This is a genomic window from Maridesulfovibrio ferrireducens (assembly GCF_900101105.1).
GTDB classification, from domain to species: domain Bacteria; phylum Desulfobacterota; class Desulfovibrionia; order Desulfovibrionales; family Desulfovibrionaceae; genus Maridesulfovibrio; species Maridesulfovibrio ferrireducens.
The window spans coordinates 294473-317144 of record NZ_FNGA01000003.1; the positions used below are offsets into that span (position 1 = coordinate 294473).

Annotated in this window: 22 protein-coding genes; 15 read left to right on the plus strand and 7 right to left on the minus strand. The window is 42.9% G+C overall.

The genetic code is table 11. The annotated features are described in order from the left end of the window. The first annotated feature begins 23 nt into the window (after positions 1-23). From BLT41_RS10590 to BLT41_RS10610, 5 genes are all read left to right on the plus strand, one after another. Positions 24-980 carry an MBL fold metallo-hydrolase gene (locus BLT41_RS10590; protein WP_092160942.1) on the plus strand — a complete coding sequence of 319 codons (957 nt, stop codon included), beginning with the start codon at positions 24-26 and terminating at the stop codon, positions 978-980. A 182-nt stretch (positions 981-1162) separates the two neighbouring features. Continuing rightward, a complete protein-coding gene (locus BLT41_RS10595) occupies positions 1163-1888 on the plus strand; it encodes an OmpA/MotB family protein (protein WP_092160944.1) in 726 nt (241 codons plus the stop codon). 12 nt (positions 1889-1900) lie between these two features. Further along, positions 1901-2764 carry a motility protein A gene (locus BLT41_RS10600; RefSeq protein WP_092160946.1) on the plus strand — a complete coding sequence of 288 codons (864 nt, stop codon included), beginning with the start codon at positions 1901-1903 and terminating at the stop codon, positions 2762-2764. A gap of 219 nt (positions 2765-2983) precedes the next feature. Beyond that, positions 2984-3934, plus strand: coding sequence for a glucokinase (locus BLT41_RS10605; protein ID WP_092160948.1), 951 nt, complete (start codon positions 2984-2986; stop codon positions 3932-3934). 26 nt (positions 3935-3960) lie between these two features. Next, complete coding sequence (locus BLT41_RS10610; protein WP_092160950.1) at positions 3961-5406, plus strand: dihydrolipoyl dehydrogenase family protein; 1446 nt, start codon at positions 3961-3963, stop codon at positions 5404-5406. Positions 5407-5409: 3 nt separating this feature from the next. On the opposite strand, the gene BLT41_RS10615 is transcribed toward BLT41_RS10610, so the two are convergent. Together BLT41_RS10615 and BLT41_RS10620 are read right to left on the minus strand one after the other, a co-directional pair. Then, positions 5410-7350 carry a S9 family peptidase gene (locus BLT41_RS10615; protein WP_092160952.1) on the minus strand — a complete coding sequence of 647 codons (1941 nt, stop codon included), beginning with the start codon at positions 7348-7350 and terminating at the stop codon, positions 5410-5412. 18 nt (positions 7351-7368) lie between these two features. Next, positions 7369-8454 (minus strand): GGDEF domain-containing protein, encoded by a 1086-nt coding sequence (locus BLT41_RS10620; protein WP_092160954.1) that lies wholly within the window; start codon positions 8452-8454, stop codon positions 7369-7371. A gap of 303 nt (positions 8455-8757) precedes the next feature. On the opposite strand from BLT41_RS10620, the gene gpt reads away from it, so the two are divergent. The 9 genes from gpt to BLT41_RS10665 all read left to right on the plus strand — a co-directional run bounded on the left by gpt (position 8758) and on the right by BLT41_RS10665 (position 16794). After that, a complete protein-coding gene (gene gpt / locus BLT41_RS10625) occupies positions 8758-9243 on the plus strand; it encodes a xanthine phosphoribosyltransferase (protein ID WP_092160956.1) in 486 nt (161 codons plus the stop codon). A 212-nt stretch (positions 9244-9455) separates the two neighbouring features. Beyond that, positions 9456-10529, plus strand: coding sequence for a BMP family ABC transporter substrate-binding protein (locus tag BLT41_RS10630; protein WP_092160959.1), 1074 nt, complete (start codon positions 9456-9458; stop codon positions 10527-10529). Positions 10530-10537: 8 nt separating this feature from the next. Beyond that, positions 10538-11596 (plus strand): ABC transporter permease, encoded by a 1059-nt coding sequence (locus BLT41_RS10635; RefSeq protein WP_092160961.1) that lies wholly within the window; start codon positions 10538-10540, stop codon positions 11594-11596. 45 nt (positions 11597-11641) lie between these two features. Further along, a complete protein-coding gene (locus BLT41_RS10640) occupies positions 11642-12562 on the plus strand; it encodes an ABC transporter permease (RefSeq protein WP_092160968.1) in 921 nt (306 codons plus the stop codon). A gap of 11 nt (positions 12563-12573) precedes the next feature. After that, positions 12574-14115 carry an ABC transporter ATP-binding protein gene (locus BLT41_RS10645; RefSeq protein WP_092160970.1) on the plus strand — a complete coding sequence of 514 codons (1542 nt, stop codon included), beginning with the start codon at positions 12574-12576 and terminating at the stop codon, positions 14113-14115. A gap of 441 nt (positions 14116-14556) precedes the next feature. Next, positions 14557-15057 carry a cytochrome c3 family protein gene (locus BLT41_RS10650; protein ID WP_092160972.1) on the plus strand — a complete coding sequence of 167 codons (501 nt, stop codon included), beginning with the start codon at positions 14557-14559 and terminating at the stop codon, positions 15055-15057. Between the two features lie 170 nt (positions 15058-15227). Beyond that, positions 15228-15797: a TetR/AcrR family transcriptional regulator gene (locus BLT41_RS10655; RefSeq protein ID WP_170830360.1), complete on the plus strand. Its 570-nt coding sequence runs from the start codon at positions 15228-15230 to the stop codon at positions 15795-15797. 29 nt (positions 15798-15826) lie between these two features. Next, on the plus strand, positions 15827-16294 hold the full coding sequence (locus BLT41_RS10660; RefSeq protein ID WP_092160976.1) for a pyridoxamine 5'-phosphate oxidase family protein: 468 nt from the start codon (positions 15827-15829) through the stop codon (positions 16292-16294). Next, positions 16291-16794 carry a DUF2867 domain-containing protein gene (locus BLT41_RS10665; RefSeq protein ID WP_092160978.1) on the plus strand — a complete coding sequence of 168 codons (504 nt, stop codon included), beginning with the start codon at positions 16291-16293 and terminating at the stop codon, positions 16792-16794. The genes BLT41_RS10660 and BLT41_RS10665 overlap by 4 nt, the downstream gene beginning before the upstream one ends. Positions 16795-16811: 17 nt before the next feature. On the opposite strand, the gene BLT41_RS10670 is transcribed toward BLT41_RS10665, so the two are convergent. The 5 genes from BLT41_RS10670 to BLT41_RS10690 all read right to left on the minus strand — a co-directional run bounded on the left by BLT41_RS10670 (position 16812) and on the right by BLT41_RS10690 (position 21930). Continuing rightward, complete coding sequence (locus tag BLT41_RS10670) at positions 16812-17600, minus strand: amidohydrolase family protein (RefSeq protein ID WP_092160980.1); 789 nt, start codon at positions 17598-17600, stop codon at positions 16812-16814. Between the two features lie 157 nt (positions 17601-17757). Continuing rightward, positions 17758-18174 (minus strand): acyl-CoA thioesterase, encoded by a 417-nt coding sequence (locus BLT41_RS10675; protein ID WP_092160982.1) that lies wholly within the window; start codon positions 18172-18174, stop codon positions 17758-17760. A gap of 5 nt (positions 18175-18179) precedes the next feature. Next, positions 18180-19361 carry a cofactor-independent phosphoglycerate mutase gene (locus tag BLT41_RS10680; protein ID WP_092160984.1) on the minus strand — a complete coding sequence of 394 codons (1182 nt, stop codon included), beginning with the start codon at positions 19359-19361 and terminating at the stop codon, positions 18180-18182. Positions 19362-19378: 17 nt separating this feature from the next. After that, entirely contained in the window at positions 19379-20662 is a 1284-nt protein-coding gene (locus BLT41_RS10685) for a homoserine dehydrogenase (protein WP_092160986.1), read from the minus strand. An 89-nt stretch (positions 20663-20751) separates the two neighbouring features. Then, the gene (locus BLT41_RS10690) at positions 20752-21930 is read right to left on the minus strand and encodes an aminotransferase class I/II-fold pyridoxal phosphate-dependent enzyme (protein WP_092160988.1); all 1179 of its coding nucleotides are present in this window, start codon (positions 21928-21930) and stop codon (positions 20752-20754) included. Between the two features lie 381 nt (positions 21931-22311). Here BLT41_RS10690 and BLT41_RS10695 point away from each other — a divergent pair, with 381 nt between their 5' ends. Next, the gene (locus BLT41_RS10695; protein WP_092160990.1) at positions 22312-22620 is read left to right on the plus strand and encodes an isoamylase early set domain-containing protein; all 309 of its coding nucleotides are present in this window, start codon (positions 22312-22314) and stop codon (positions 22618-22620) included. Positions 22621-22672: the final 52 nt, after the last annotated feature.

The window sequence follows — 22672 nt, forward strand, 5'->3', positions numbered from 1 at the left end:
AATATTAGATTAGGAGTTGTTGAATGAAAGTTTGCATCTGGGGAGCAAGAGGTTCTCTACCTGCTACATATAATGCCGATAGGGCCAGAGCAAAGGTAAAAGCTGCTTTGGAAATTGCGGTTGCGCGTGGAATTGATTCCACGACTGATTTAGATTCATTTATTGATAATGAACTTCCTTTTCCTGTTCGCGGGTCTTACGGAACCAATACTCCGTGTATCCAGATCGGAACAACGGGTGATGACTATTTGATCTGCGATTGCGGCACAGGTCTTCGTGATTTAGGAAATGTAATCATGGCGGAGCGACTTGGCAAACCCGGGGCGCATTTTCATATTCTCATTTCTCATCTTCACTGGGATCATTTGCAAGGTTTTCCTTTTTTTATTCCAGCATATGTGAAGGGTAATAAAATTTCTTTCTATGGCGGGCATCCAGGTATTGAGAATGTCTTCCGTACCCAGCAAAGTGAGCCGTTTTTCCCTGTAAAATTTGATAACCTTGCAGCTGAATTTGAATTTATGCGTCTTTCTACCGGACAGGAATTAGAAATTGCCGGTATTAATGTTAAGGTCAAAGCTCAATATCATCCGGGCGGATCTTTCGGTTATCGTTTCGAAAAAAATGGGAAAGTGGTTGTATATTCTACTGATTGTGAACATAAAAGCGCGACAGCTTTGTCTGATATAGAATTTGTAGAATTTTTTAAAGACGCTGATCTTTTGATTATGGATGCTCAGTATTCTTTTGCCGAGGCCAATTCCATTAAAGAGGATTGGGGCCATTCAAACAACATTATAGCTGTTGAACTCTCAGGTTATGCCGGAGTTAAGACTTTATGCCTGTTCCATCAGGAACCTGTTCTTGATGATTTTGAATTGGAAAAATTTCTCGAAGATACAAGATCTTACGCCGAGCTTGCTGAGCGTAAACCTGATAAAATAATTATGGCTCAGGATGGTCTTTGTATTGATCTTTAGGTCTTTTTTGTAATTTAACAGTTGTTCTTTTTTTGACACTTCTTGTTTCTCTCTTCTTTAATTCCTTTTTTATGATTCATAACATGCTAAAACTATTGCATTAATTTGTTTGGCATTACCCTTGCTGTAGAGATGGTGAAACGTTCGGGCGTGGCCCGTATTTTTGATCATGGAGCAATGGTATGAAAAACGATGAATTCAAATGTGATTTAGATCTGATGGAATTCGGTTCTTCGGATTCTGATACATCCGGTATGGGCGGGTGGTCGGTTCCGTGGGCTGACCTTATGATGGTAATGTTTGTCCTTTTCGTCGTGCTGTTTATTTACAGTCAGTCCAAAGAAAATATTAAAGTTATTTTCAGCGGCAATGCTCAGTCACAAGTATCCCCCAATCCTGTCGACGATCTGATTGATATGCTTTCAGTTCATCGCGAAGCAATGAGCGGAAGCACTAAAGTTGTTTTGACTCCTCAAGATGTCCTTTATCGCAGCAATGACGGTGCAATAAGTATGGCAAGCGAGGATGACGGGCAGCTTAAAATTATTATGCGCGGCGATGCTTTTTTTGCTCCGGGTAGAAGTAGTTTTGAGCCGAAAACTTTGCAATATCTTGCTGAGGTCGCTGAAATTTTGCGAACCAGCAATCATGCCATACATATCGTAGGACATACCGATCATAGTGATGTCGCTAAATCCGGAAAGATTTCCGCCTTTGAACTATCTGCCCGCCGTGCTGCGCAGGTTGCACAATATTTTATCAGTGAAAAGTCTATCGATCCCGCTCGTATTCTTGTAAGCGGACGCGGTGGAACGGTTCCTGAACTTCCTGATTCCATGGAAAAGGTTTCGGGGAACAATCGCCGTGTTGAGATCGTTGTCATCAACACTGACTTCAATGCCGAGTAAGGAGGTAATGTCATGAACAGAAAGAACCTTGTAGGTGTTTCATTTGCCGCATTAATTTTTATAGCAAGTTTCTGGCTCAGCGGTGGGTTAGGGCTTTATTGGAATGCTGCTGCATTTGCTATTGTCATGTCCGGTTTAGCTGTTGCTGTCATGCTCAGTTATCCTGTTGAACAACTGGTTGAAGCTTTCCGAGTCGTTCGCAATACTTACTCCAGCAGGCTCACCACACATGAAGAAATAGTGGATACCTTGCTTGATCTAAGTGTCCGTTCACGCATGGACGGAATGCTTTCTCTTGAAAAAGCGGGCGAGCAGACAACCATGTCTTTTTTGAAAAACGGATTGATGCTTCTTGTTGATAATTTTAATGAAGAAGAGATTAAAGATTGTCTCAAGACTGAAATGTCTTTCTTTAATATGCGTAGAAATGAATCTGAGCGCGTTTTTCAGTCAATGGCACGTTTTGCACCGGCATTCGGTGTTGCAGGGTCTGTCATCGGTTTGATTGGTCTTCTCATGGGTATTGATAACCCGGCTATGATTCTGAAACATATTCCGGTAGCATTTATTTCAACTCTTTACGGGGTAGTTCTCAGTAACATGATATTTGCTCCTATGGCCGAAACTGTGCGTTGCAGAACTAGAAATGAATTGATTAATCAGAAAATGATTATGGACGGTATTATTGCCATTAAGAATGAGCAAAATCCGTATAAACTTGAAAGAAAGCTGGTTGCTTTTCTCTGCCCCAACAACAGAGAAGGTAAGACCGAAGCTCTTAGAAATATTACCAGAAAGTATATCAAGATGCGCAAAGAAGAGAAGGACGGCAAGACCAAAATTTTGCACGAAATTCCCTTAGTGAAAGCTTCCTGATTATTTCAAACGGCATTGAATATTAAAAGCCCGGAATCTAGCTCGCATTGAGTTTCTGTTCCGGGCTTTTTTACGTCCGAATTTTGACATATTTAGGTTGAATTTTAAAAAAGCTATTATCTTGATTTACTTTTTTTAACTGACTGTATTAGAGTCAGGCATCGTGTTTACAGATAATAAGGAATTCACAGGATAAAAATAAGAAGAAGGTGTATCAGAATGGGGTTGATTCTTGCCATTGATATAGGTGGAACAAATAGTAGATTTGCTGCGTTTCAGGTTCGTTCGGAAAGCAGTCTTGTCATGAAAGAGAAAGTCTGGATTCCTAGCACGGACGCGGAAAGTTTCGAGCATCTTCTTGAGTTGGTGCAGGAAAGTGACTTTCCATATTTACCGCAGGATTTTGATATGGCAGTGATTGCTTTAGCGGGGCCTGTTGTCGGAGGGAATTATTGCCATCCCACCAATTTGAAATGGGCGGTAGATATTTCGAAAGGTCCTTCCGTTTACGGTTTTAAAAAAGCATCCTTAATAAATGACTTTGTAGCTCAGGCTTACGCTTGTAGAACTCCGGCGGTTGCAGAGTGCAAAGTTTTGCAACAGGGAACTTTTTCTCCGCAGGGTACTGTTGGAGTATTAGGTGCAGGAACGGGTTTTGGTCATTGCGCTTTAGTTCCGGTTCCATCTGTAGGATTTGTTCCTGTTCCGTCTGAAGCCGGTCATATTACTTTTCCGTTTGAAACGTCTGAAGAACTTGATTTTTGTGCTTTCGTGAAGGACAGAGTCGGAATTTCATATTGTTACGGTGATGAAGTTCTTACTGGTAAGGGGCTTAACCATTTGCATTTATATCTGACGGGTGAAGATTTAAAACCTTATGAAGTGGCTAAGAAAATGGCTGACGGCGGGCTTACTCTTGACTGGTACAGAAAGTTTACAGCCAGATGCTGTCGTAATTATGCTTTAAGTGTTCTGGCTACGGGTGGCTTATATATTTCTGGGGGAATTCTGGCGAAAAATCCTTTTGTTGTTGAGCATCCTGATTTTATGGAAGAATTTAGGAGATCAAGCTCAATGGTTGAAGTGCTTAGCCGTATTCCCGTTTTTCTGAACGACAATCAAAATAGTGGTCTTTACGGTTCTGCCTTGTTCGGTGCGCTTGCCATGTAACTGTAAAAGTTGACAGGAAGGTTTATATGCCGATTTGTGATTACGATTTAGGAATAATCGGCGGCGGCGCTGCCGGGCTTACTGTGGCTGCGGGAGCTGCGCAGCTTGGAGTTAAGGTTTTACTGATTGAAAAAGAAAACCGTTTAGGCGGTGATTGTCTTCATTATGGCTGTGTTCCAAGTAAAACGTTAATTCGAACAGCCAGAGTGCGTCACTTGATGGGGAAAGCGCAGGACTTCGGCCTGCCCTCTGTCGACCTTCCTCCTGTTGATTATTCCAAAGTTGCTGATCGTATTTCATCGGTTGTATCTGAGATTCAAAAACATGATTCTGTAGAACGTTTTAATTCGCTGGGGGCCGAGGTAAAGTTCGGCTCTCCTTCGTTTGTTGAAAAACATTCCGTATTGCTGGAAGGTAAAAGCGTTTCTGCCCGTTCATGGGTAATAGCTACAGGATCGTCTCCTGCCGTACCGCCTATTCCCGGCCTGAAAGATGTGCCTTATCTTACTAATATGGATCTCTTTTCGTTGCAGGAACTTCCTGCATCACTTTTGGTACTTGGGGGTGGTCCCATTGCAATTGAGATGGCTCAGGCCTTCCAGAGGTTGGGATGCGCGGTGACGGTTATTCAGCGCAGTAATCATATTTTGAGCAAAGAAGATGCAGATATGGCTCAGTATGTAATGGATGGCATGATACAGGACGGCGTAAAATTTATTTTAGGTGCGAAGGTTGAACAGGTCAGAAAAGGTTCAGGCGGAGTCGAAGTTATTCTGGAAGATTCCTTTGAAGGGACCGTTCCGCGGAAGGTTATAAGCGGGCAGAAGCTTCTTGTTGCATTAGGCCGCAAAGCCAATATTTCCGGTTTGGAACTTGATGAGATCGGTATAAACCATAATTCGAATGGTATAGATGTTGATTTCAGAATGCGTACTTCGGTTAAAAATATTTATGCGGCAGGGGATGTTACAGGCAACCATCGTTTTACTCATGCCGCAGGATACGAAGGCGGGATAATAGTTGCCAATGCCGTTATGCATCTGCCGCGCAAAGCAAATTACAAATGGCTGCCGTGGTGTACATATTCCGATCCAGAACTTGCCAGCGTGGGACTTAATGAAGCGAGGGCTAAAGCTCTGGGTATTAAGTACAGCACTGTTGTTGAGGAATTTTCAGGAAATGACCGTGCTTTGGCGGAAGGTGAAGGGCGCGGACGTATCAAATTGTTGCTTGATACTAAAGGCAAGCCCCTAGGCGTTCAGATTGCGGCAGTACATGCCGGAGAATTGCTCGGAGAGTGGGTGGCGACAGTCAACGGTAGTGTAGGACTGGCAACCCTTGCTGGAGCAATTCATCCATATCCGACACTTATGGAAATTAACAAGCGGGTAGCAGGTAAGCTTCTCGGTGAAAAAATATTTTCCGATAAAGTCAGGAAGATTCTGCGGATGTTTTTTTCATATCGAGGGTGATTGTTATTGCAACAAATGTTTATTCAAAAACGTTTCCATTGCTTCATAGAATTCAAATTTGTTTTCCTGATTCATAAAACCATGCCCTTCGTTATCTTTCACCATGTATTCTACGGCAACACCGCGCTTTTGAAGGGCTTCAACAATCTGGTCTGATTCAGCTTTTTTTACGCGTGGATCATTCGCTCCTTGGGCTACAAAAAGGGGGGCGGTTATTTGGTCCACATGGAAAGCAGGTGATACTTCTTCAAGCAGTTTTTTATCTCGAACAGGATCGCCGACCATAGTATAAAAACGGTCTTTTTCTGATTCCCAGTAAGGGGGGAAGGAATTCATTAAAGTAAAAAGATTTGACGGCCCTACATAATCAATACCACAAGCATACAGGTCGGGTGTATAAGTCAAACCTGCAAGTGTTGCGTACCCACCATATGATGCGCCGTATATAGCCACTTTTTCAGGGTCAGCAATGCCCTGATCTACAGCCCATTTTACTGCATCTGTCAGATCATTCTGCATTGTGCGGCCCCATTGTTTGAACCCTTTTTCCCAGAATTCTCTGCCGTATCCTGTAGAACCTCGAAAATTAACTTGCAGAACAGCGATTCCTCTATTGTTCAGGAATTGTGTTTCAGGATTAAATCCCCAATGATCTCTGGCCCACGGACCGCCATGCGGGTTAAGTACCATCGGTAGATTCGTGGCAGGGATTCCGACGGGAAGGCTCAGGTAGCCGTTAATAGTAAGTCCGTCACGCGACGTGAAGGTGATAGGCTTAGTTTCCGCCATGCGGGATTCATCAAACCAGGGGCTGACATCTGCAATTTTCTCAAGTTTTTTATTTGGAATGTCGTAAATGTATCCTGCTCCGAGGCTTCGGTCGGAATAAGTCCTGACTACCATCTTGGTTTCATCTTTATTGAGACCGGTAACGACGACTTCATAGCCGGGCAGCAGGGCTTCAAGCTCGTTCTGAACTTCTTCTCTATCGTCATCAAAGAACACATAGTGATGTTTATCAGAGTAGTACCCTGCACCTGTTATGACTTTGCGTTTCTTGGATCTTATAAGATTTTCGGCATCAACATCGGGATGTTCGAAGATCATTTGTTCAAGTTTTGTGCTTTCGGGGTTGAATAGATAGATTGCGGATTTGTCGCGATCAATATTTGTGGCGACATAAATATTGTTGTCATCAAAACTGAAAAACAGCGGTGAAAATGAGGTGCGGAAATTTAGCGTTTTGATGGGGGTAAATTCATCTTGAATGTTGTTACGGTAGAGAATTATATCATTACCGCCTTGAGTTGCAATGGCGACTCTCAGATTTCCGGCATTGTCAGTCAGCCAGCCTGTAATATTTCCGGGATTTTGCGCAACAAGGGTCAGTTCTCCCGTAATGACGTTTAGTTTAAAGACGTCAAAAAAACGGGCGTCTCGCTTATTCATCGTGATTAAAATATTGTCATCGTCGTTTTCAAGATCGTCAACGAGGCCGGTTCTGGTGTTTTCAAAAGGAGTCAAATCTACAGCGCCGCTTCCGTCTACAGGGGCTGAGTAGGCGTGAAAATTTTCATCTCCGCCGAGATCCTGACCATAAATGATGCGTTCATTTCCAACCCAGTAATAACCGGAAATATCGCGGTTTATACTTGCTGTTATGCGGGTCACTTCTCCGGAGGACAGGTCTTTTACAAAAATATTCATGCGGTTTTGCCAAGGAGCCTTCCACGCAACTTTATTTCCGTCCGGAGAGATGCTGAACTCGCTCGCAATAGGATTTTTAAAGAAATCCCGCAGCGGAATCAGCTCGGTTTTGTCGACCCTTCCGCCACTGCCTTCAATTTTCGACTTAACTTCAATCGTAGTTTTTGCACACGCAGTAAAATTTAAGAGCAGGGCGGTTATTGCGAGAATGGTGAATAATGATTTGTATTTGATCATGATGGAATATTTCTTCGGTTAGTCGGCTGGTTTTTCATAAACAGCAACTTTACCGGCTCCTCGTATTTTAGATGATTTTAATGCGGAGGAAACTTCTTTCATTAGTGTTTCGGATGAACAGCCTTTGACGCATGATGCAATGCCAGTATTTATTTTAAGTGAAATGGAACTTGTTGTCTTATCTTTTTTAACCAGTTGGTTGATTTTGTCAGCAAGCTTTTCAGCGTTTTCACTTGAGGTGTGTGGTGCAAGTATTACAAATTTATCGCCGCCTACGCGGAAAAAACTGTCAGGTCGTCTTAAATTTTTGCGAACCATTCTAGCAAATCTGGCTAAGATTTTATCACCGGCTTTCTGTCCGTATTTTTGATTTATTCCTTTAAAGTCATGAATATCCATTTTGATGAGTACCAGATCTGAGCTGTATCTGGTAGCGGTTGCAATTTCTCTGTCAGCTTCCTCATAGAATTTTTTCCTGCCGGGAAGATTAGTAAGAGTGTCTCTTTCGGACAGCTTTTTGATAATGCTTTCAGATTCTTGATGTTCCAATTCCTGCTGAATTAATCTTCGTTTCATGTAGGCGTCAGCTATAAAATATTGAAGAACGATAAAGATACATATCAAAATAATAATGCTGTATTCCATTTTGATTGTATCACGAAGTGAAGCTTTGTATTCTTTATCGATATTTACCAGAGTGTTGATTATTACTTCGTCCAAGGAATTTGTTAGGTATAAAATTGATTGCTCAGGTTGGATATCCTGTGGATTTATAGAAGCTTTCAAAAAATTTTCAGCCAAGTTTATCAGGTTTTGGTTGTTGGCATTTATGACAGTGTAAAAAGAATTGTCTTTTTTAATATCTTTAAGCTTTTTGATAAGATTTGATAATCGTTCAGCCTCATAGGATGTGCGTGTTGTAATATTTTTCCCTGCTATTCTGTACGCATCGGAGCGGATGTCTTCGAGGCATTGCTTCACATTGTTCAGTCGTTGCTGCTCAACTATAATAGTATGAAAAAGGAATATTGCTGAAACAGTCAATATGAAAATAATGGGTAAAATCACGAGACGAGGGAAACCTATGGATGAATTATTTTTCATTTGTTAACAGTACCTTGGTGTGACTTTTAAGGATGATATATTTGATTCTCAGCAATTCTATTAACCTTGCAGACGCTTTATGTAAAATTAAAATATTGCTATTTATAGCATGTTAACGTTGTTCAGGGTGAGGCGTATTGGTTGAAGGATTGAGATAATAAAGTAAGTCGGTAATTTTTTTATGTTGCCCTGAACCCTTCCATGGGCTAGGGAAAACCGCGTGGCTGATGGAAAAATCTATTGGGCCGATTGGCGGATATTAATTTCAGTATGTTTATATCGAAAATTTAAGGGTGAACTGCCGTGGCAGATAATTATAGAAAAACTTTTCTGATTTCATGGGATAAGTTGCATAGAGATTCCAGAGAATTGTCGAGACGGCTTCTGGAACTTGGTCCTTTTAAAGGCATTTTAGCTATTACCCGTGGCGGGCTTGTTCCTGCTGCAATTTTAGCCCGCGAAATGGACATAAGACTTATCGACACGGTTTGCATTTCAACTTATGACTGGAAAGTGCAGGAAAAGAAATCTACTGTACTCAAAGGTTTTGAAGGGGACGGCGAAGGCTGGCTTCTGGTTGATGATCTTGTTGATACCGGCAAGACTGCCAAACTGGTCAGAGAAATGGTGCCTAAAGCTCATTTCGCCACCGTTTATGCCAAGCCTGAAGGTAGAGCTCTGGTTGATACTTTTATAACTGAGGTCAGTCAGGATACATGGATTTTATTTCCATGGGACAGCGAAACTCAGTTTGTACAGCCTATTGTAAAGAGTTCGCAGGGTGAATAAAATCTATTAAGATTTATTTTTAATAAATCTTAATTATATTTAAAGGTTGTAACAAGCCGATTAAATAATACTGGTCAACTGCCGGGTATGTAATGCCGGGGAGTTGCTTTAGTATTTTCTTTTTTGGTTGTTTTTTTGTTGTTGAAGGGAAGGAGCCGTTAAACACGGGCTTTCAGGATCAAAAATCGTTTTGTATTTTTAAGGAGTGGATAATGCGTAAGTTAATGATCATGGTCATCGTTGCGGCAATGTCTGTAATGATGGCAACTGTTGCTTTTGCCGATGCCAAGAAAAAAGTCAAAGTTGGCTTTGTCTACATTTCTCCTGTTGCTGATGCCGGCTATTCATATGCTCAGGATCAGGGCCGTCTTGCTATTGATAAACTTCCTTATGTTGAATCTTCTTTTGTTGAGTCCGTTGCTGAAGGAACAGACTCCGAGCGCGTAGTTCTTAACTTCGCACGCAAAGGATACGACGTCATTTTCGGAACAAGCTTCGGTTACATGGACCCTATGGTCAAAGTTTCCAAGAAGTTCCCTAACGTTGCATTCATGCATTGCTCAGGATTCAAGACTACTCCTAATATGACCAACTATTTCGGCCGTATGTATCAGGCTCGTTACCTCACAGGTATGGTTGCCGGTATGATGAGCAAAAGCAACATCATCGGTTATGTTGCTGCTTTCCCGATTCCCGAAGTAATCCGCGGAATCAACGCATTCACCCTTGGTGCTCGCGCTGTGAATCCTAAAGCGACTGTTCGTGTTGTATGGACAAAGACTTGGTATGATCCTGCTCTTGAAAAAGACGCAGCTATCAGCCTTCTCGATATGGGTGCTGATGTTATTACTCAGCATCAGGATTCCCCCGGTCCTCAGGAAGCTGCACAGGAACGCGGAAAATACTCCATCGGTTACAACTCCGATATGGCTAGACTTGCTCCTAAATCTCACCTTACTGCCGCAGTCTGGAACTGGGCACCTCTCTTCACAAATGTTGTTGAGCAGGTTCGTGACGGTGTTTGGCAGGGTAATGAGTCTCTGTGGTGGGGCATGGATCAGGGCGTAGTTGATATCGCTCCTTTCGGTTCCATGGTTCCGCAGAATGTTCAGGACAAAGTTAATGCTGCCAAAGCTGAAATTGTTGCAGGCAACAATGCAATCTTTGTCGGTCCTCTTAAAAATCAGGCTGGCAAAGTAATTATTCCTGCCGGTCAGACTCTTGACGATCCTAAACTTCTCGGCATGTCTTGGTTTGTCGAAGGTGTCGTCGGAAACACAGAGTAATATAATTTATGTTGGGTTATCGGTTACAAAAGCGCGATGAACCCTGGAACTGGGGCGCCCCGTTTATTGTCGTGGGCGCTCTGGTTCTTTCTTTAGGAGCGAGTGCGCTTCTACTTGAATTGCAGGGAAAATCAGCTGTGGAAGGACTTTTTGTGCTTTGGCAAGGGTCTTTTGGTGCGTCTTGGGCTTTGGAAGATGCCCTTTTAAAATCTATCCCTATTTTTCTTTGCGCACTTGGTGTTGCAACTGCATTCAGAATGCAGGTCTGGAATATCGGAGCAGAAGGACAGTTTGCCTTGGGAGCCATCGGTGCGACTTGGGCGGCCTTGAATTTTCCTGATCTTCCGGGTTACCTGCTCATGCCTTTAATGTTTATCATGGCTGCAATTTTTGGTGGATTCTGGGCTTATATCCCTGCCATTTTGCGTCTTAAGTTAAAGGTTAATGAAATCATTTCAACCTTGATGCTCAATTATATCGCCATACTCCTTCTGGAATATCTGGTTTTCGGAGTCTGGAAAGATCCTAAAAGTTTCGGTTTTCCGATTACGCCCGAGTTTACCTCGAATGCGATTATCGGTCAGATTGGAACCAGTCGACTGCATTGGGGGTTCGCTGTCTGTGTGGCGGCCGGGATTGGTATGTGGGCCTTTATGCGGTATACCCGTTTAGGCTTTGAGATAAAGGTTGCGGGGGAAGGTGAACGCGTTTCTATGTATTCACGCCTTCCTTACGGGATGCTCACTATTCTTGTTATGGCTGTTTCCGGCGGACTTGCCGGATGGGCCGGGTGTATTGAAACTTCCGCTGTCGTCAACAGGCTTCAGCCGAGTATCATGGTCGGGTACGGTTATACCGCAATTGTTGTGGCGTGGCTTGCCAGACTGCATCCTCTTTATATTGCTATTTCTGCTTATTTGCTTGCGGCTCTCAGGGTTGGAGTGGAAAATTTGCAGCTTGAACTTCAAGTGCCTGCCGCCTTCGGGTCGATCATGGAAGGACTTATTCTTATGTCGGTGCTTGCTGGACAAATGCTGGTTACATACAAGATAACACGGAAGAAATAGACGGCTGTGCATCAGCTCAGTTTGAAATCTAATCGGGTGATATAAATGCTGGAAAGTTTTATTGTTCCTCTACTGGCTGCGACAGTTCAGTCCGGTACCCCTATTTTGTACGCAACTCTTGGTGAGATTCTCACTGAGAAGGGCGGCGTGCTTAATCTCGGAGTTGAGGGGATGATGAGTATGGCGGCTTTTGTTGCATTCTTTGTCAGCTATACAACCGGAAATCCATGGCTGGGATTTGTGTGCGGAGGTCTTGCCGGATCTATGATGGCAATGCTGCATGGTTTCGTTTGTATTACCTGTCTTGGTAATCAGGTTGTTTCAGGCCTTGCCTTAACTATACTCGGCGTAGGTCTTTGTCATTTTCTCGGGACTCCTTATATAGGGATGTCAGCAGCCGGATTCCATAAATTTTCTATCCCGTTTATTTCCTCTATTCCTTACATAGGAAAAATCTTTTTTAGACAGGATACTCTTGTCTATGTGTCCTACTTTATTCCACTTCTTTTAATGCTGTTTATTAACAGAACAAGTATGGGGTTAGCCATAACAGCTGTCGGAGAAAAGCCTGCTGCTGCCGCCGCTGCCGGACTTAAAGCCGTAAGACTGCGCTGGATGGCACTGCTTGGTGGTGGTTTTCTGATTGGTCTTGGCGGAGCATATCTTTCACTTGCATATACTCATCTATGGGCGAATGGCCTTGCAGGCGGTAGAGGATGGATTGCGGTTGCTCTGGTTATTTTTGCATTCTGGCGTCCGGGAAGAGCTGTTTTCGGAGCGTATCTTTTCGGCGGCGTAATGGCTTTTCAGCTTAGACTTCAAGCTATAGGTACACATATTCCTTCTTCACTTCTGTTGATGCTGCCGTATGCTCTTACTATTCTGGTGTTGGTTTTTTCCGCTATCAGAGGGCGCGGAGGAAATTCTCCTGCACATCTCGGAATTAACATTGAACCGGAAGGGTAGGTAGGATCGACATGAATGGACAACAGGATTTAACCCGTCCGGACTCTCAAAAAGCAACAGGATTTGCTGACGCTTCTCCGTTGATATCCTTAAAAGGTCTCACCAAGCGGTTCGGTAAAGTCGTTGCGAATGATAATATTTCACTTGATCTGTATCCCGGTCGTATCAAGGCATTACTTGGTGAAAACGGAGCAGGTAAAAGTACTTTGATGAGTATGCTCGCCGGACGCTTTAAGCCTGACGAAGGTTATATTGAAGTCGATGGTGTGCGCGCAGATTTTACATCTTCAAAGGATGCTATTAAAGCCGGAATAGGTATGGTTTATCAGCATTTTATGCTGGTCGATACCATGACGGTTGCTGAGAATGTACTTCTCGGTCAGGAAGGATCTTTTTTTGTTAATCCTCGTGAAATGAATGATAGAGTCCGTAAACTCGCAGAAGATTACGAGCTTGAAATTGATCCTACTGCCAGAATTTCTGATCTCTCCATGGGAGAGAAACAGCGCGTTGAAATTTTAAAGTTACTCTATAGAGAAAGTCGGGTTCTTATTTTTGATGAACCTACGGCTGTGCTCACTCCTCGCGAAGCATTCCGTCTTTTCGAGGCTCTCTGGGCTATGACTAGACTCGGCAAATCAGTTGTTTTCATCAGTCATAAGCTTGAAGAGGTTATGGCAATCGCTGATGACGTAGCTATTTTGCGCCGCGGAAAAATTGATGCGGAAGTGCCAAGAGATAAAATTACATCAAAAGCGGATCTCGCTTGCCGGATGGTCGGTAAAGAGATTTTGCTTGAAGTAAATAAAGAAGAAGTTGAGATAGGTGATAAGGTTCTTGAAGTAAAGAACATGACCGGAATAGGGCTTCGCGACATCAGTCTTGATGTACATAAGGGCGAAATTGTCGCCATAGTCGGTGTTGCTGGAAATGGTCAGCAAGAGCTCGTAGAGGGCGTAAGCGGACTTCGTAAGCCTCCCAAAGATACAATTTTTATAATGAACAAGCCTTGGCGTAAGTTTTTTGCGGAAATGACGTGGAATAATTCTATGTCATATATCCCCGAGGACCGGCTTGATCTTGCTACTGCCCGAAATTTGGATCTGGTAGATAATTTGCTCTTAACAACCCGTCAGGGTTTCTCTGCCGGGCCCATACTCCAACGCGATAAAGCAGCAAAAGTCGCAGAAGCACTTGTCAAAGAATATGACGTTCGTCCCGGCAGAATTCAGGCTCTGGCCTGGCAGCTTTCAGGAGGAAACTTGCAAAAGATGGTATTGGCTCGCGAGCTTTATCGTCAGCCTCATCTTATAGTAGCTGAACAGCCTACTCAGGGACTTGATATTTCTGCCACTGAGGAAGTTTGGAATAAGCTTCTGGAAGCCCGTAAGATGGCCGGAATACTGCTTATAACCGGAGATTTGGGTGAAGCTATTCAGTTGGCCGATCGTATAGCTGTGATGTATTGTGGGCAAATTATGGATGAATTCCATGTGTCTGATACTGCTAAGCTTGATAAAATTGGGTTGTTGATGGCAGGTGTCAGGGAATAACTCCGTATAATAATTTCATAAAAGCCTCTTTTTACATTGTAAGGAGAGGCTTTTTGTTTTTTATAAGTAATTGAGTTTTTCTTGAGTCTTTTTAGAAAATTTTATGTAAATAAAAAGCATTAAATAGAAATTAATTAAATGTTGTTTGTGTATATTTATTCTTAAATTCTATGATGAAATTTCAAATTTTACTATGCCTTCATATAACTTTGCAGTGTTGAGTATCAAATAATTATCGATATTTTTTTTATTGCATTAATATTACATATTAACTTTGTGGCGTTTTACCCCGTTAAGGTGTGTGAATTTTTTCTCAATGTCTTTGTGTAGTCTGCTTTGATGTCATCTGAGCATGTTGCATGGTTTATACATCCCCTCATTTTTATTGAAATAATCGTTGATTTTAAGTAGGAAGTTACGACTTTCTTGAGGAGGAATAGAATGAAGAGTAATTTTTTGTATGTAGGAGTGGCAGTTGTATTTGCCGTTCTAGTTATTATTTATGCGACCACCACTAGTCATTTAAGTGAAGAGATCGCCAGTATCTCTTCCGATAAAGCCGATATCACCAACCCTGTGTTGACTGTCAGCTTCCCTGTAACATTTGAGTTTAAACGCCCTGCTGAGTTGAACAAAACACGTTTTTCTCAGGTTAAATTCTCTCACTTTAATCATCAGGATGTTTCCTGTGTGAAATGTCATCACACTTGGGATGGCAAAGCTCCTGTTAAGAGTTGTGCCACTGATGGTTGTCATAATGAGTTAAAAGCTAAGGGTGAAACTGAGTCCTACTTCAAGGCGTTCCATACTCTGCATAGCGACCGCAGTTGCCGCGGATGTCATGCTGAGATGAACAAAGCCGGTAAGACAGAGTTGAAGCTTGCTCCTTGTGCCAACAATGCTTGCCATGTAATCGTGCCAAGAGTTGCTGCTACGAATTAGGAGATCTTCGATTCACTAATCGAAATTGATTTACAATAAGAAAACGCCTGTCGGATAATCCGGCAGGCGTTTTCTTATTTGTCGCAGTATTTATTTCTTATGCTTGACTCAGTTCTTTATATTTTCTAAACATACCATACCGTATGGTATTAAAAGTGAGGTGCAGGTCATTGACTCGATTAAAAGTTGAAGAAAATAAAAAGGTTCGCCGCAGCGCAGTTGATTTGCTTGATGCGGGGCTGCATTTGTTAGCTGAGCATAGTATTCAGCAGTTAACTATTGATGCTTTATGTAAGCAACTGGATGTAACTAAGGGCTCCTTTTATCACCACTTTAAAGGGCGAGATGATTATCTTGAGCGGATGCTTGAACATTGGGTGGAGGAATGGACAATCGGAAGTATGCAACATGTTTCCGCAACTTCTGTCAGTGCCGCAGAGCGTTTTGATGCAATTGTAGATAAATCCAATGATCTGCCGCACGGGCCTGAAACAAGTATTCGGGCTTGGGCTCAAATTGATCCATTAGCGCGGAGTTATCTCGAAAAGGTTGATTCAACTCGTATGAATTATTTGTATGAAATGTTTAATGAAGTCTCAGGAGATCATGATCGCGCGTTGCTTTTGTCACGGATCAGTTATTCCCTTTTTGTGGGGACAAGAATGGTTGCACCCGCAATTTTGGGTGAAGAGCGTGATGCTATAATAAAATTGATGAAAAATGAATTGTACGGCATGTAGGAAGCTAAAAAAGATTAAGGGAGAAAATTATGCAGTCTGAAGTTTCATGGGATGAAGTGACCGCTCTTTTTGGTAAAGTTCAGCATGTTTCAATTGCAACCGTTGACGCGGACGGAACTCCAAGGGTTTCTCCGATCGGGTCTGTTCTTTTCAGCGAAGAAGGGTGCGGATATTATTTCGAGAAATTTCCTAAAAGTATGAGGTCTAATCTTGATCGTGATCCAAGGATGAGCATTATGGCTGTGCATCCGGGAATTGGATTTTGGGTAGGCGCATTGTGGCGGGGGCGGTTTAAAGCTCAGTCTGCAATTCGTCTGGTTTGTGAGGCTGGCGAGCGCCGCAAGGCTACGCAGGAAGAGCGCAACGCTTGGCTTACTAAAGTACGTCCTTTCCGGTTCTTTAAAGGGCATGATATGCTTTGGAAGGATATGAGCGATTTGCGCGAATTCAAAGTAATTCGTGTTGAGCCTGTTGAATTGGGGACGATGAACCCATGAAAGATGAAATGAAAATCGTTCGCTCTATCCCTGTTTTAAGAGAGTTGGTGGACGGTGCTGATTATGTGGATTCAAAAGCATTCATGGGCGCATGTTCAATGAATGACTTTCTGGTGCGTATGATTACGTATCAGCCAGCATGGTTACGCATGCTTTATAGAGTAAGGGGAGTTGTTGCTAAATTAATGGGGCTTAAGCATGACGTGGTTGCTTATGATAATAAAAAAGAAAAATTAGATTTTGCTGCCGGAGGCAAAGTGGATTTCTTTACCTCGGTAGATTTTAAACCTGATCAATACTGGGTCGGTGAAGCAAGCGACAAGCACTTAAACGGTTATATAGGAGTTGTCGCAGAACCTCTTGAATCCGGAGAAGTTCGGTTCCATTCTTTTACTGTGGTCAATTTTCGCCATTGGACGGGGCCGATATATTTTAACTTAATTCGCCCTTTTCATCATATTGTGGTGCATTGCATGGGGAAATATGCAGCAAAAGGTTAAGCTGATAATTTATGTAGTTAACCGTTTAACAGATTGTCGGCAGCGCTTAGGTGAATTTCAAGTTCGCTGTCTTTCAATTTAAGTTTATATTGCAATTCTTTCATCGATTCACCTGGATCGTAAAGAGGATAGTCACTGCCGAAAAGGATTTTTTCGCGCGGGTGTTTTCTCATTATTTCTTGAAGCAGGCTCTTATCCATAAAGGGCAGTGCGCTTGAAGTGTCCATATAAACATCGCTTCCGGCTAAATAATCCACCACCCATTTCCAGTGATATAATCCCCCCATGTGGGCCGCAATGGCTGTCAATTTCGGGAAGTTTTGCAGAATCTTTTTGAGCTTAACGGGGCATGAAGGATTCTGTTCAGGAGGAAGTTTATCTCCGATATGAAACATGGCAATAAATCTGCCTTCAATCATTTCAAGCAATCGATAAAATTTAGGGTCATCCATGAAAAAGGACTGAAAGTCGGGGTGAAACTTAAGTCCCTTGATTCCATTCCTTTCAAGGCGTGCAAATTCCTTTTCAGGATCATCATAATCAGGGTGCATAGTTCCGAAAGATATTATGCGCGGGTCGCTCTTTTGCAGTTCTAAAGACCAGTTGTTGGCGGGAACAACCTGTGCCGGTTCAGTTGCAGCTGTATGGATTATTACTTTATCCAGTCCAGCCCTATCGGCCCGCATGAGCAGGTCTTCAACTAAACCTGTGCCGACGGCATTTATACCGTAATGGCTGTTCAGTTGTGATAGAACTTTTTGAGATATTTTGGGATGAAAAGCGTGAGTGTGAACGTCGTAGTACATTTGATGTTGTCTTTTGTATTTTAAGTATAATAAGGTTGTTTATCTGTTTTTGAAAAGAAGTACCTGCATAAATGGGAGTTCCATTCATACTGAGTAGGCCTCTCTTCTCAGAGGGCGTATTCTCTTTTTGCTGAGATCAGGCAGAATTAACTATTATTTAGAATATTTCTCTAAGCCATTCAGGGATTCTGACTGGACGACCTTCCGGATTTACGCAGGCATGTTCTGTAAAACCGTTGGCGACATGTATGGTTCGGTCGTTTTTGTATATGTCGTAGACAAAAATAACAGAGGCTCTTTTCCATTCACCTATACCGACATGTATATTCAACATGTCATCGTAATGGGCCGGCGTGCGATATCTGCAAGAGGCTTCCCTGACAGGTAAAAAGATGCCTTTTTCTTCAACTAAGGAATAGCTCATTCCTCTTTCACGAATAATGTGACTGCGTGACCTTTCGAAAAAGTGAAGGTACTCAGCGTAGTAAACGACTCCCATTGCGTCTGTTTCACCATAAGAAACACTGTGGTTGAACCATGCGTCAGGAGTTGGAAAATCTTTATTAATAGTCATATAATTTAATTGGTAAGGTTAAGCACCCATTGCATAAGTTCATGTCCTTTTTCCAGAATCAGGCCTGTGGATTTTGCATTCTTTTCAGAAAAAGATTTTAAACCGGACCCGTCGCATTTATCACTTACTAAAATAAAGGGAACGGGTGCCGCATCATGAGTTTTGGTTTCAATGGGTGTAAAGTGATCACATGTGACCAGATAAGATGCTGTGCCCAAAGGATATTTTTCCATTAAAGGTCCGATGATCTGAGCATCAAATCTCTCGATGGAAGCGATTTTATCTTTAATGCTGCCCATGTGGCCTGACTCATCCGGTCCTTCGAGGTGAACGAATGCGAAGTCACCATGTTCCAGAAATTTAAGTGTCGCGTCAACCTTACCGGCATAGTTGGTATCAACAAGTCCGGTAGCTCCCTCAATATCAATTACTTCCAGTCCAGAAGCTCTGCCGAGCCCTTTAATCAGGTCAACAGCCGAAATGACTGCACCTTTCATTGAATATTTTTCACGAAAATCCGGTAGAATAAGCGGATTACCCTGTCCCCACGGCCAGATGCTGACAACTTTGGTTCCGTTGTCTTTAAGCACTTTAGCTGCGTCGCGTAAAAGCTTATCCATTAAAGGGCTTTTGGCGAATTCTTCGATATCATCAGCAATGGACTTATCTGTAAGATCATGAGGAGGTCTGATCGCAAGTTTGCTCTCAAGCTTTTTTGCTCCGCCTTTATGAACCAGCAGATGTCTGTATTGAATGCCGGGGTAGAAGGTGAACTCATCATTTCCAAGTTCTTTTTGAAGCAATTCAATCAACGGTACAGATTTATCGGTGGAAATATGCCCTGACGAATAGTCGTGCATAATTCCGTCACTGGATAATTCTGAAAGGTTAACCAGATTCATACGCCAAACCAGATCATCCGGGTCTAGTTTCAGCCCTTGCGCAGCCGCTTCAATGGGGCCTCGGCCAGTGTGGTACTTAGTCGGATCGAACCCGAGCAGAGACATATTTGCAATGTCTGATCCCGGAGGCATATTGGACGGAACAGTTCTGCAACGGCCAACAATTCCTTTGTTTGCCAGCATATCCATATTCGGAGTAAATGCGGCTTCCATGGTTGTTTTATTACCAAGTTCCTTAATGGGCCATCCGCCCATGCCATCAGCAATCAGAAAAAGCAGTTTCATCCTGTTCTCCATCAACCTTAAAGAATTCTCATGCTTACGGTTGGTCTTGTAATGAAAGACATACGGTCTATTTCACGCAGCGCTGCATTAACGTTTTTAGTGCTGGCTTTGTGGGTCGTAAAAACAATGGGAACATTCGTTTCAGAAGCTGCGCCTTTCTGGACAGCCTGAGCGATTGATATATTGTGTTCCGCAAGAATTTTTGAAAGCGAAGCCATTACCCCTGCTTTGTCTGCAACAGTGAATCTGAAATAGTATTCAGATGTTGCCAACTCGGGAGCAAGTATTTCTGCTTTTGTAATGGGGCTGTTGTTAAATCCGGTATTGTCAGGAGTTTTAGATCCTGAAAGAGCCATAATGTCGGCCATTACGGCGCTGCCGGTTGGAAGGGAGCCTGCGCCCTGTCCGTGAAAAAATGATGGTCCTACTGCATTTCCTTCAACTCTGACGGCATTGTAGTTTCCGCCGACCCTTGCCAGCAGCAGAGTGTATTTAACCAGTGCCGGAAATACTCCCGCTTCCAGTTTACCGCCTACATCACGAACCTGTCCGATCAGTTTGATTCGATAGCCTAAATCTCTGGCGAAAAGAATATCCTGCCCTTCGATGCGGGTGATACCTTCTACCGGAAGCTTTGCAAGGGGATAGTCTTTCCCATATGCGAGGCGGATAAGCACGACAAGTTTGTGAGCAGTATCAATGCCTTCAATATCAAAAGTGGGATCGGCTTCGGCGTATCCAAGGTCTTTTGCCTGCGAAAGGGCAGTGTCGAATTCCAGCCCGTTAGTGCTCATCTCTGAGAGGATGTAGTTGGCTGTTCCGTTCATGATTCCGACTATGGACTTAATGCGGTTGGCGGCAAGGCTTTCTTTTATCGCTTGGATAATAGGAATTCCTCCGGCCACGCTTGCTTCATAATATAAGCCCACACCGTTTTCGCGCGCTATTTCAAATAATTCAATTCCGTGTTCAGCTAAGAGGTGCTTGTTGGCAGTAACTACATGCTTGCCGGATTTAAGAGATTTTTTGACAATGTCGAAGGCCGCAGTAATCCCGCCCATAAGTTCTACGACGATGTCAACATCAGGACATGAAGTGAATTCTTCGATGTTGTCCGTGAGTTGTGCTCCGGGGCCGAGAAGGAAATCTCTTTGTTTTTTGAGATCTCGAACGAGAACTGACGCTATTTTGAATTTTTTCCCGCAACGGGCGAGAATGACATCTTCGTTCTCTTCGATAATCCGGGCAAGCCCGGTTCCGACTGTACCGAATCCTGCAATGGCTAGCTTGACTGTCTGCATTAATACCTCTTCATGAAGTTCTCTGGAATTATAAACAATACTTCCGGCTATTGTTAAAATAACCGGAAATATTGTGATTTACTATTTAATTAGGAAGAACAGCCGAATAAATCTTTCATGCCACGAACTGCCTGATTAATTCTCTGTCTGTTTTCTACTAAAGCCATGCGCACATGGTCGTCTCCATAGCTGCCGAAACCAAGGCCCGGAGCTACAGCAACTTTACACTCACGCAGAAGCAGTTTTGAGAATTCAACTGAACCTAAGTGTTTAAACTGTTCAGGAATCTTGGCCCAAATGAACTGTGTAGCCTTCGGAGGAGTGACATCCCAACCGATGCGCTGCATCCCTTCGCAGAGTGCATCACGGCGATCTTGATAGATGTCCATCATTTCTCTGACACATTCCTGCGGTCCGCTTAAAGCGGCGCAAGCAGCAATCTGGATAGGCTGAAAAAGTCCGTAATCCAGATAACTTTTAATGCGGGTCAGGGCCTGTACCATTTCTCTGTTACCGCAGCAGAATCCAACGCGCCAGCCGGGCATTGAATAGCTTTTGGACAGGGAGAAGAATTCAACTCCAACATCTCTTGCGCCTCTGGCCTGAAGAAAACTCGGAGCTTCGTATCCGTCAAAAGTAAAGTCCGCATATGCAAAATCATGTATAACAAGCAGATCATTTTCTTTGGCAAAATCAACAATTTTTTCAAAGAACGGAATGTCTGCCGTGATACCTGTCGGGTTGTGCGGGAAATTGATTATTAAAACTTTCGGCTTAGGCCATGTCTGGCGCATTGCCATTTCAAGGTCTTCAAAGAAGTCCCTGTCGTGAGCCATTGGTATAGTTCTAACATCTGCGCCTGCTATAATACTGGCGTAAGGATGAATAGGATATGATGGATCCGGGGCGAATACAACATCACCAGGGGAAAGCATGACCAGTGCTAAATGCGCCAGCCCTTCTTTGGCGCCCATGGTAACGACGATTTCCTGATCGACATCCAGTTCAACGTCGAATCTTCTCTTGTACCATTTGCCCATTTCATTACGAAGACCTTTGATTCCCTTTGACGCACTATATCTATGGTTGACCGGCTTCTGCGCCGCCTCAACTAATTTATCGACAATGTGTTGGGGGGTAGGAAGGTCCGGGTTCCCCATACCCAGATCAATGATATCTTCGCCTTGGTGGCGTAGCTGCATCTTTAATTCGTTCACTTTGGCAAAGACATAAGGGGGCAGCCTGTGAACTCTTGGAAATTTATCCATGGTCATTACTCCTGAAAATAATATATAATACTCGAAAAGCATTTGTAACCGTGCCACTTACTACTGTCAAAGCTAATATGTGCACATAGTTATTGAGCTGATTATGTTGTGATTATTAATTTTTTCTAAATTTATGGAGGTATATTTTCGTTAAAAGCGATAATTTACGAAGATAAATTGGTAAAACTGTTATTTGGTTGAACTTTTGATTGTGGCACAAGGGGGTACCTAGGAGTAAAAAGTGATATTTAAATGTATTTTTTAGTGAGAGTGTTGACATAGAAAAAAAATCAGGATTAATTACATTATAAATAAATTTATTAAAAAAAATAATTTTATGGTATTATTATCTGGCATCAAAGTATGTCCAAGGAGGTCTCGGTGGCAATTTCAAAGAAGTTTTTGAAAAGTAAGCCTGTCTGCAAGGTTCGATTCGAAGTTCCTAAGACTCAGATTGAAAATGGTGAGACCATTTATCTGGTGGGCGATTTTAACGACTGGGATATAAGCTCAATGCCCATGAAGAGGCTTAAGAGCGGCAATTATGCTGTGACAGTTGATTTGGAAGTAGGACACGATTATAAATTCCGCTATTTGGCCGGCGAGAGTATTTGGTTTAATGATTCAGAAGCTGATGGATTTGAAGCTACTCCTTATGGAGATGGAGAAAATTCAATAGTCAGTCTTTAAACTTTTTTTTAGTTTTTCCGGAGGGGATTTGATTGATCCTTCTTGACCTTGG

Excerpts from the sequence above, each read along its gene's own strand:
- BLT41_RS10590 (WP_092160942.1), top strand. The coding sequence starts at position 24 with ATGAAAGTTTGCATCTGGGGAGCAAGAGGTTCTCTACCTGCTACATAT.
- BLT41_RS10595 (WP_092160944.1), top strand. The coding sequence starts at position 1,163 with ATGAAAAACGATGAATTCAAATGTGATTTAGATCTGATGGAATTCGGT.
- BLT41_RS10600 (WP_092160946.1), top strand. The coding sequence starts at position 1,901 with ATGAACAGAAAGAACCTTGTAGGTGTTTCATTTGCCGCATTAATTTTT.
- BLT41_RS10605 (WP_092160948.1), top strand. The coding sequence starts at position 2,984 with ATGGGGTTGATTCTTGCCATTGATATAGGTGGAACAAATAGTAGATTT.
- BLT41_RS10610 (WP_092160950.1), top strand. The coding sequence starts at position 3,961 with ATGCCGATTTGTGATTACGATTTAGGAATAATCGGCGGCGGCGCTGCC.
- BLT41_RS10615 (WP_092160952.1), bottom strand. The coding sequence starts at position 7,350 with ATGATCAAATACAAATCATTATTCACCATTCTCGCAATAACCGCCCTG.
- BLT41_RS10620 (WP_092160954.1), bottom strand. The coding sequence starts at position 8,454 with ATGAAAAATAATTCATCCATAGGTTTCCCTCGTCTCGTGATTTTACCC.
- BLT41_RS10630 (WP_092160959.1), top strand. The coding sequence starts at position 9,456 with ATGCGTAAGTTAATGATCATGGTCATCGTTGCGGCAATGTCTGTAATG.
- BLT41_RS10635 (WP_092160961.1), top strand. The coding sequence starts at position 10,538 with ATGTTGGGTTATCGGTTACAAAAGCGCGATGAACCCTGGAACTGGGGC.
- BLT41_RS10640 (WP_092160968.1), top strand. The coding sequence starts at position 11,642 with ATGCTGGAAAGTTTTATTGTTCCTCTACTGGCTGCGACAGTTCAGTCC.
- BLT41_RS10645 (WP_092160970.1), top strand. The coding sequence starts at position 12,574 with ATGAATGGACAACAGGATTTAACCCGTCCGGACTCTCAAAAAGCAACA.
- BLT41_RS10650 (WP_092160972.1), top strand. The coding sequence starts at position 14,557 with ATGAAGAGTAATTTTTTGTATGTAGGAGTGGCAGTTGTATTTGCCGTT.
- BLT41_RS10660 (WP_092160976.1), top strand. The coding sequence starts at position 15,827 with ATGCAGTCTGAAGTTTCATGGGATGAAGTGACCGCTCTTTTTGGTAAA.
- BLT41_RS10665 (WP_092160978.1), top strand. The coding sequence starts at position 16,291 with ATGAAAGATGAAATGAAAATCGTTCGCTCTATCCCTGTTTTAAGAGAG.
- BLT41_RS10670 (WP_092160980.1), bottom strand. The coding sequence starts at position 17,600 with ATGTACTACGACGTTCACACTCACGCTTTTCATCCCAAAATATCTCAA.
- BLT41_RS10675 (WP_092160982.1), bottom strand. The coding sequence starts at position 18,174 with ATGACTATTAATAAAGATTTTCCAACTCCTGACGCATGGTTCAACCAC.
- BLT41_RS10680 (WP_092160984.1), bottom strand. The coding sequence starts at position 19,361 with ATGAAACTGCTTTTTCTGATTGCTGATGGCATGGGCGGATGGCCCATT.
- BLT41_RS10685 (WP_092160986.1), bottom strand. The coding sequence starts at position 20,662 with ATGCAGACAGTCAAGCTAGCCATTGCAGGATTCGGTACAGTCGGAACC.
- BLT41_RS10690 (WP_092160988.1), bottom strand. The coding sequence starts at position 21,930 with ATGGATAAATTTCCAAGAGTTCACAGGCTGCCCCCTTATGTCTTTGCC.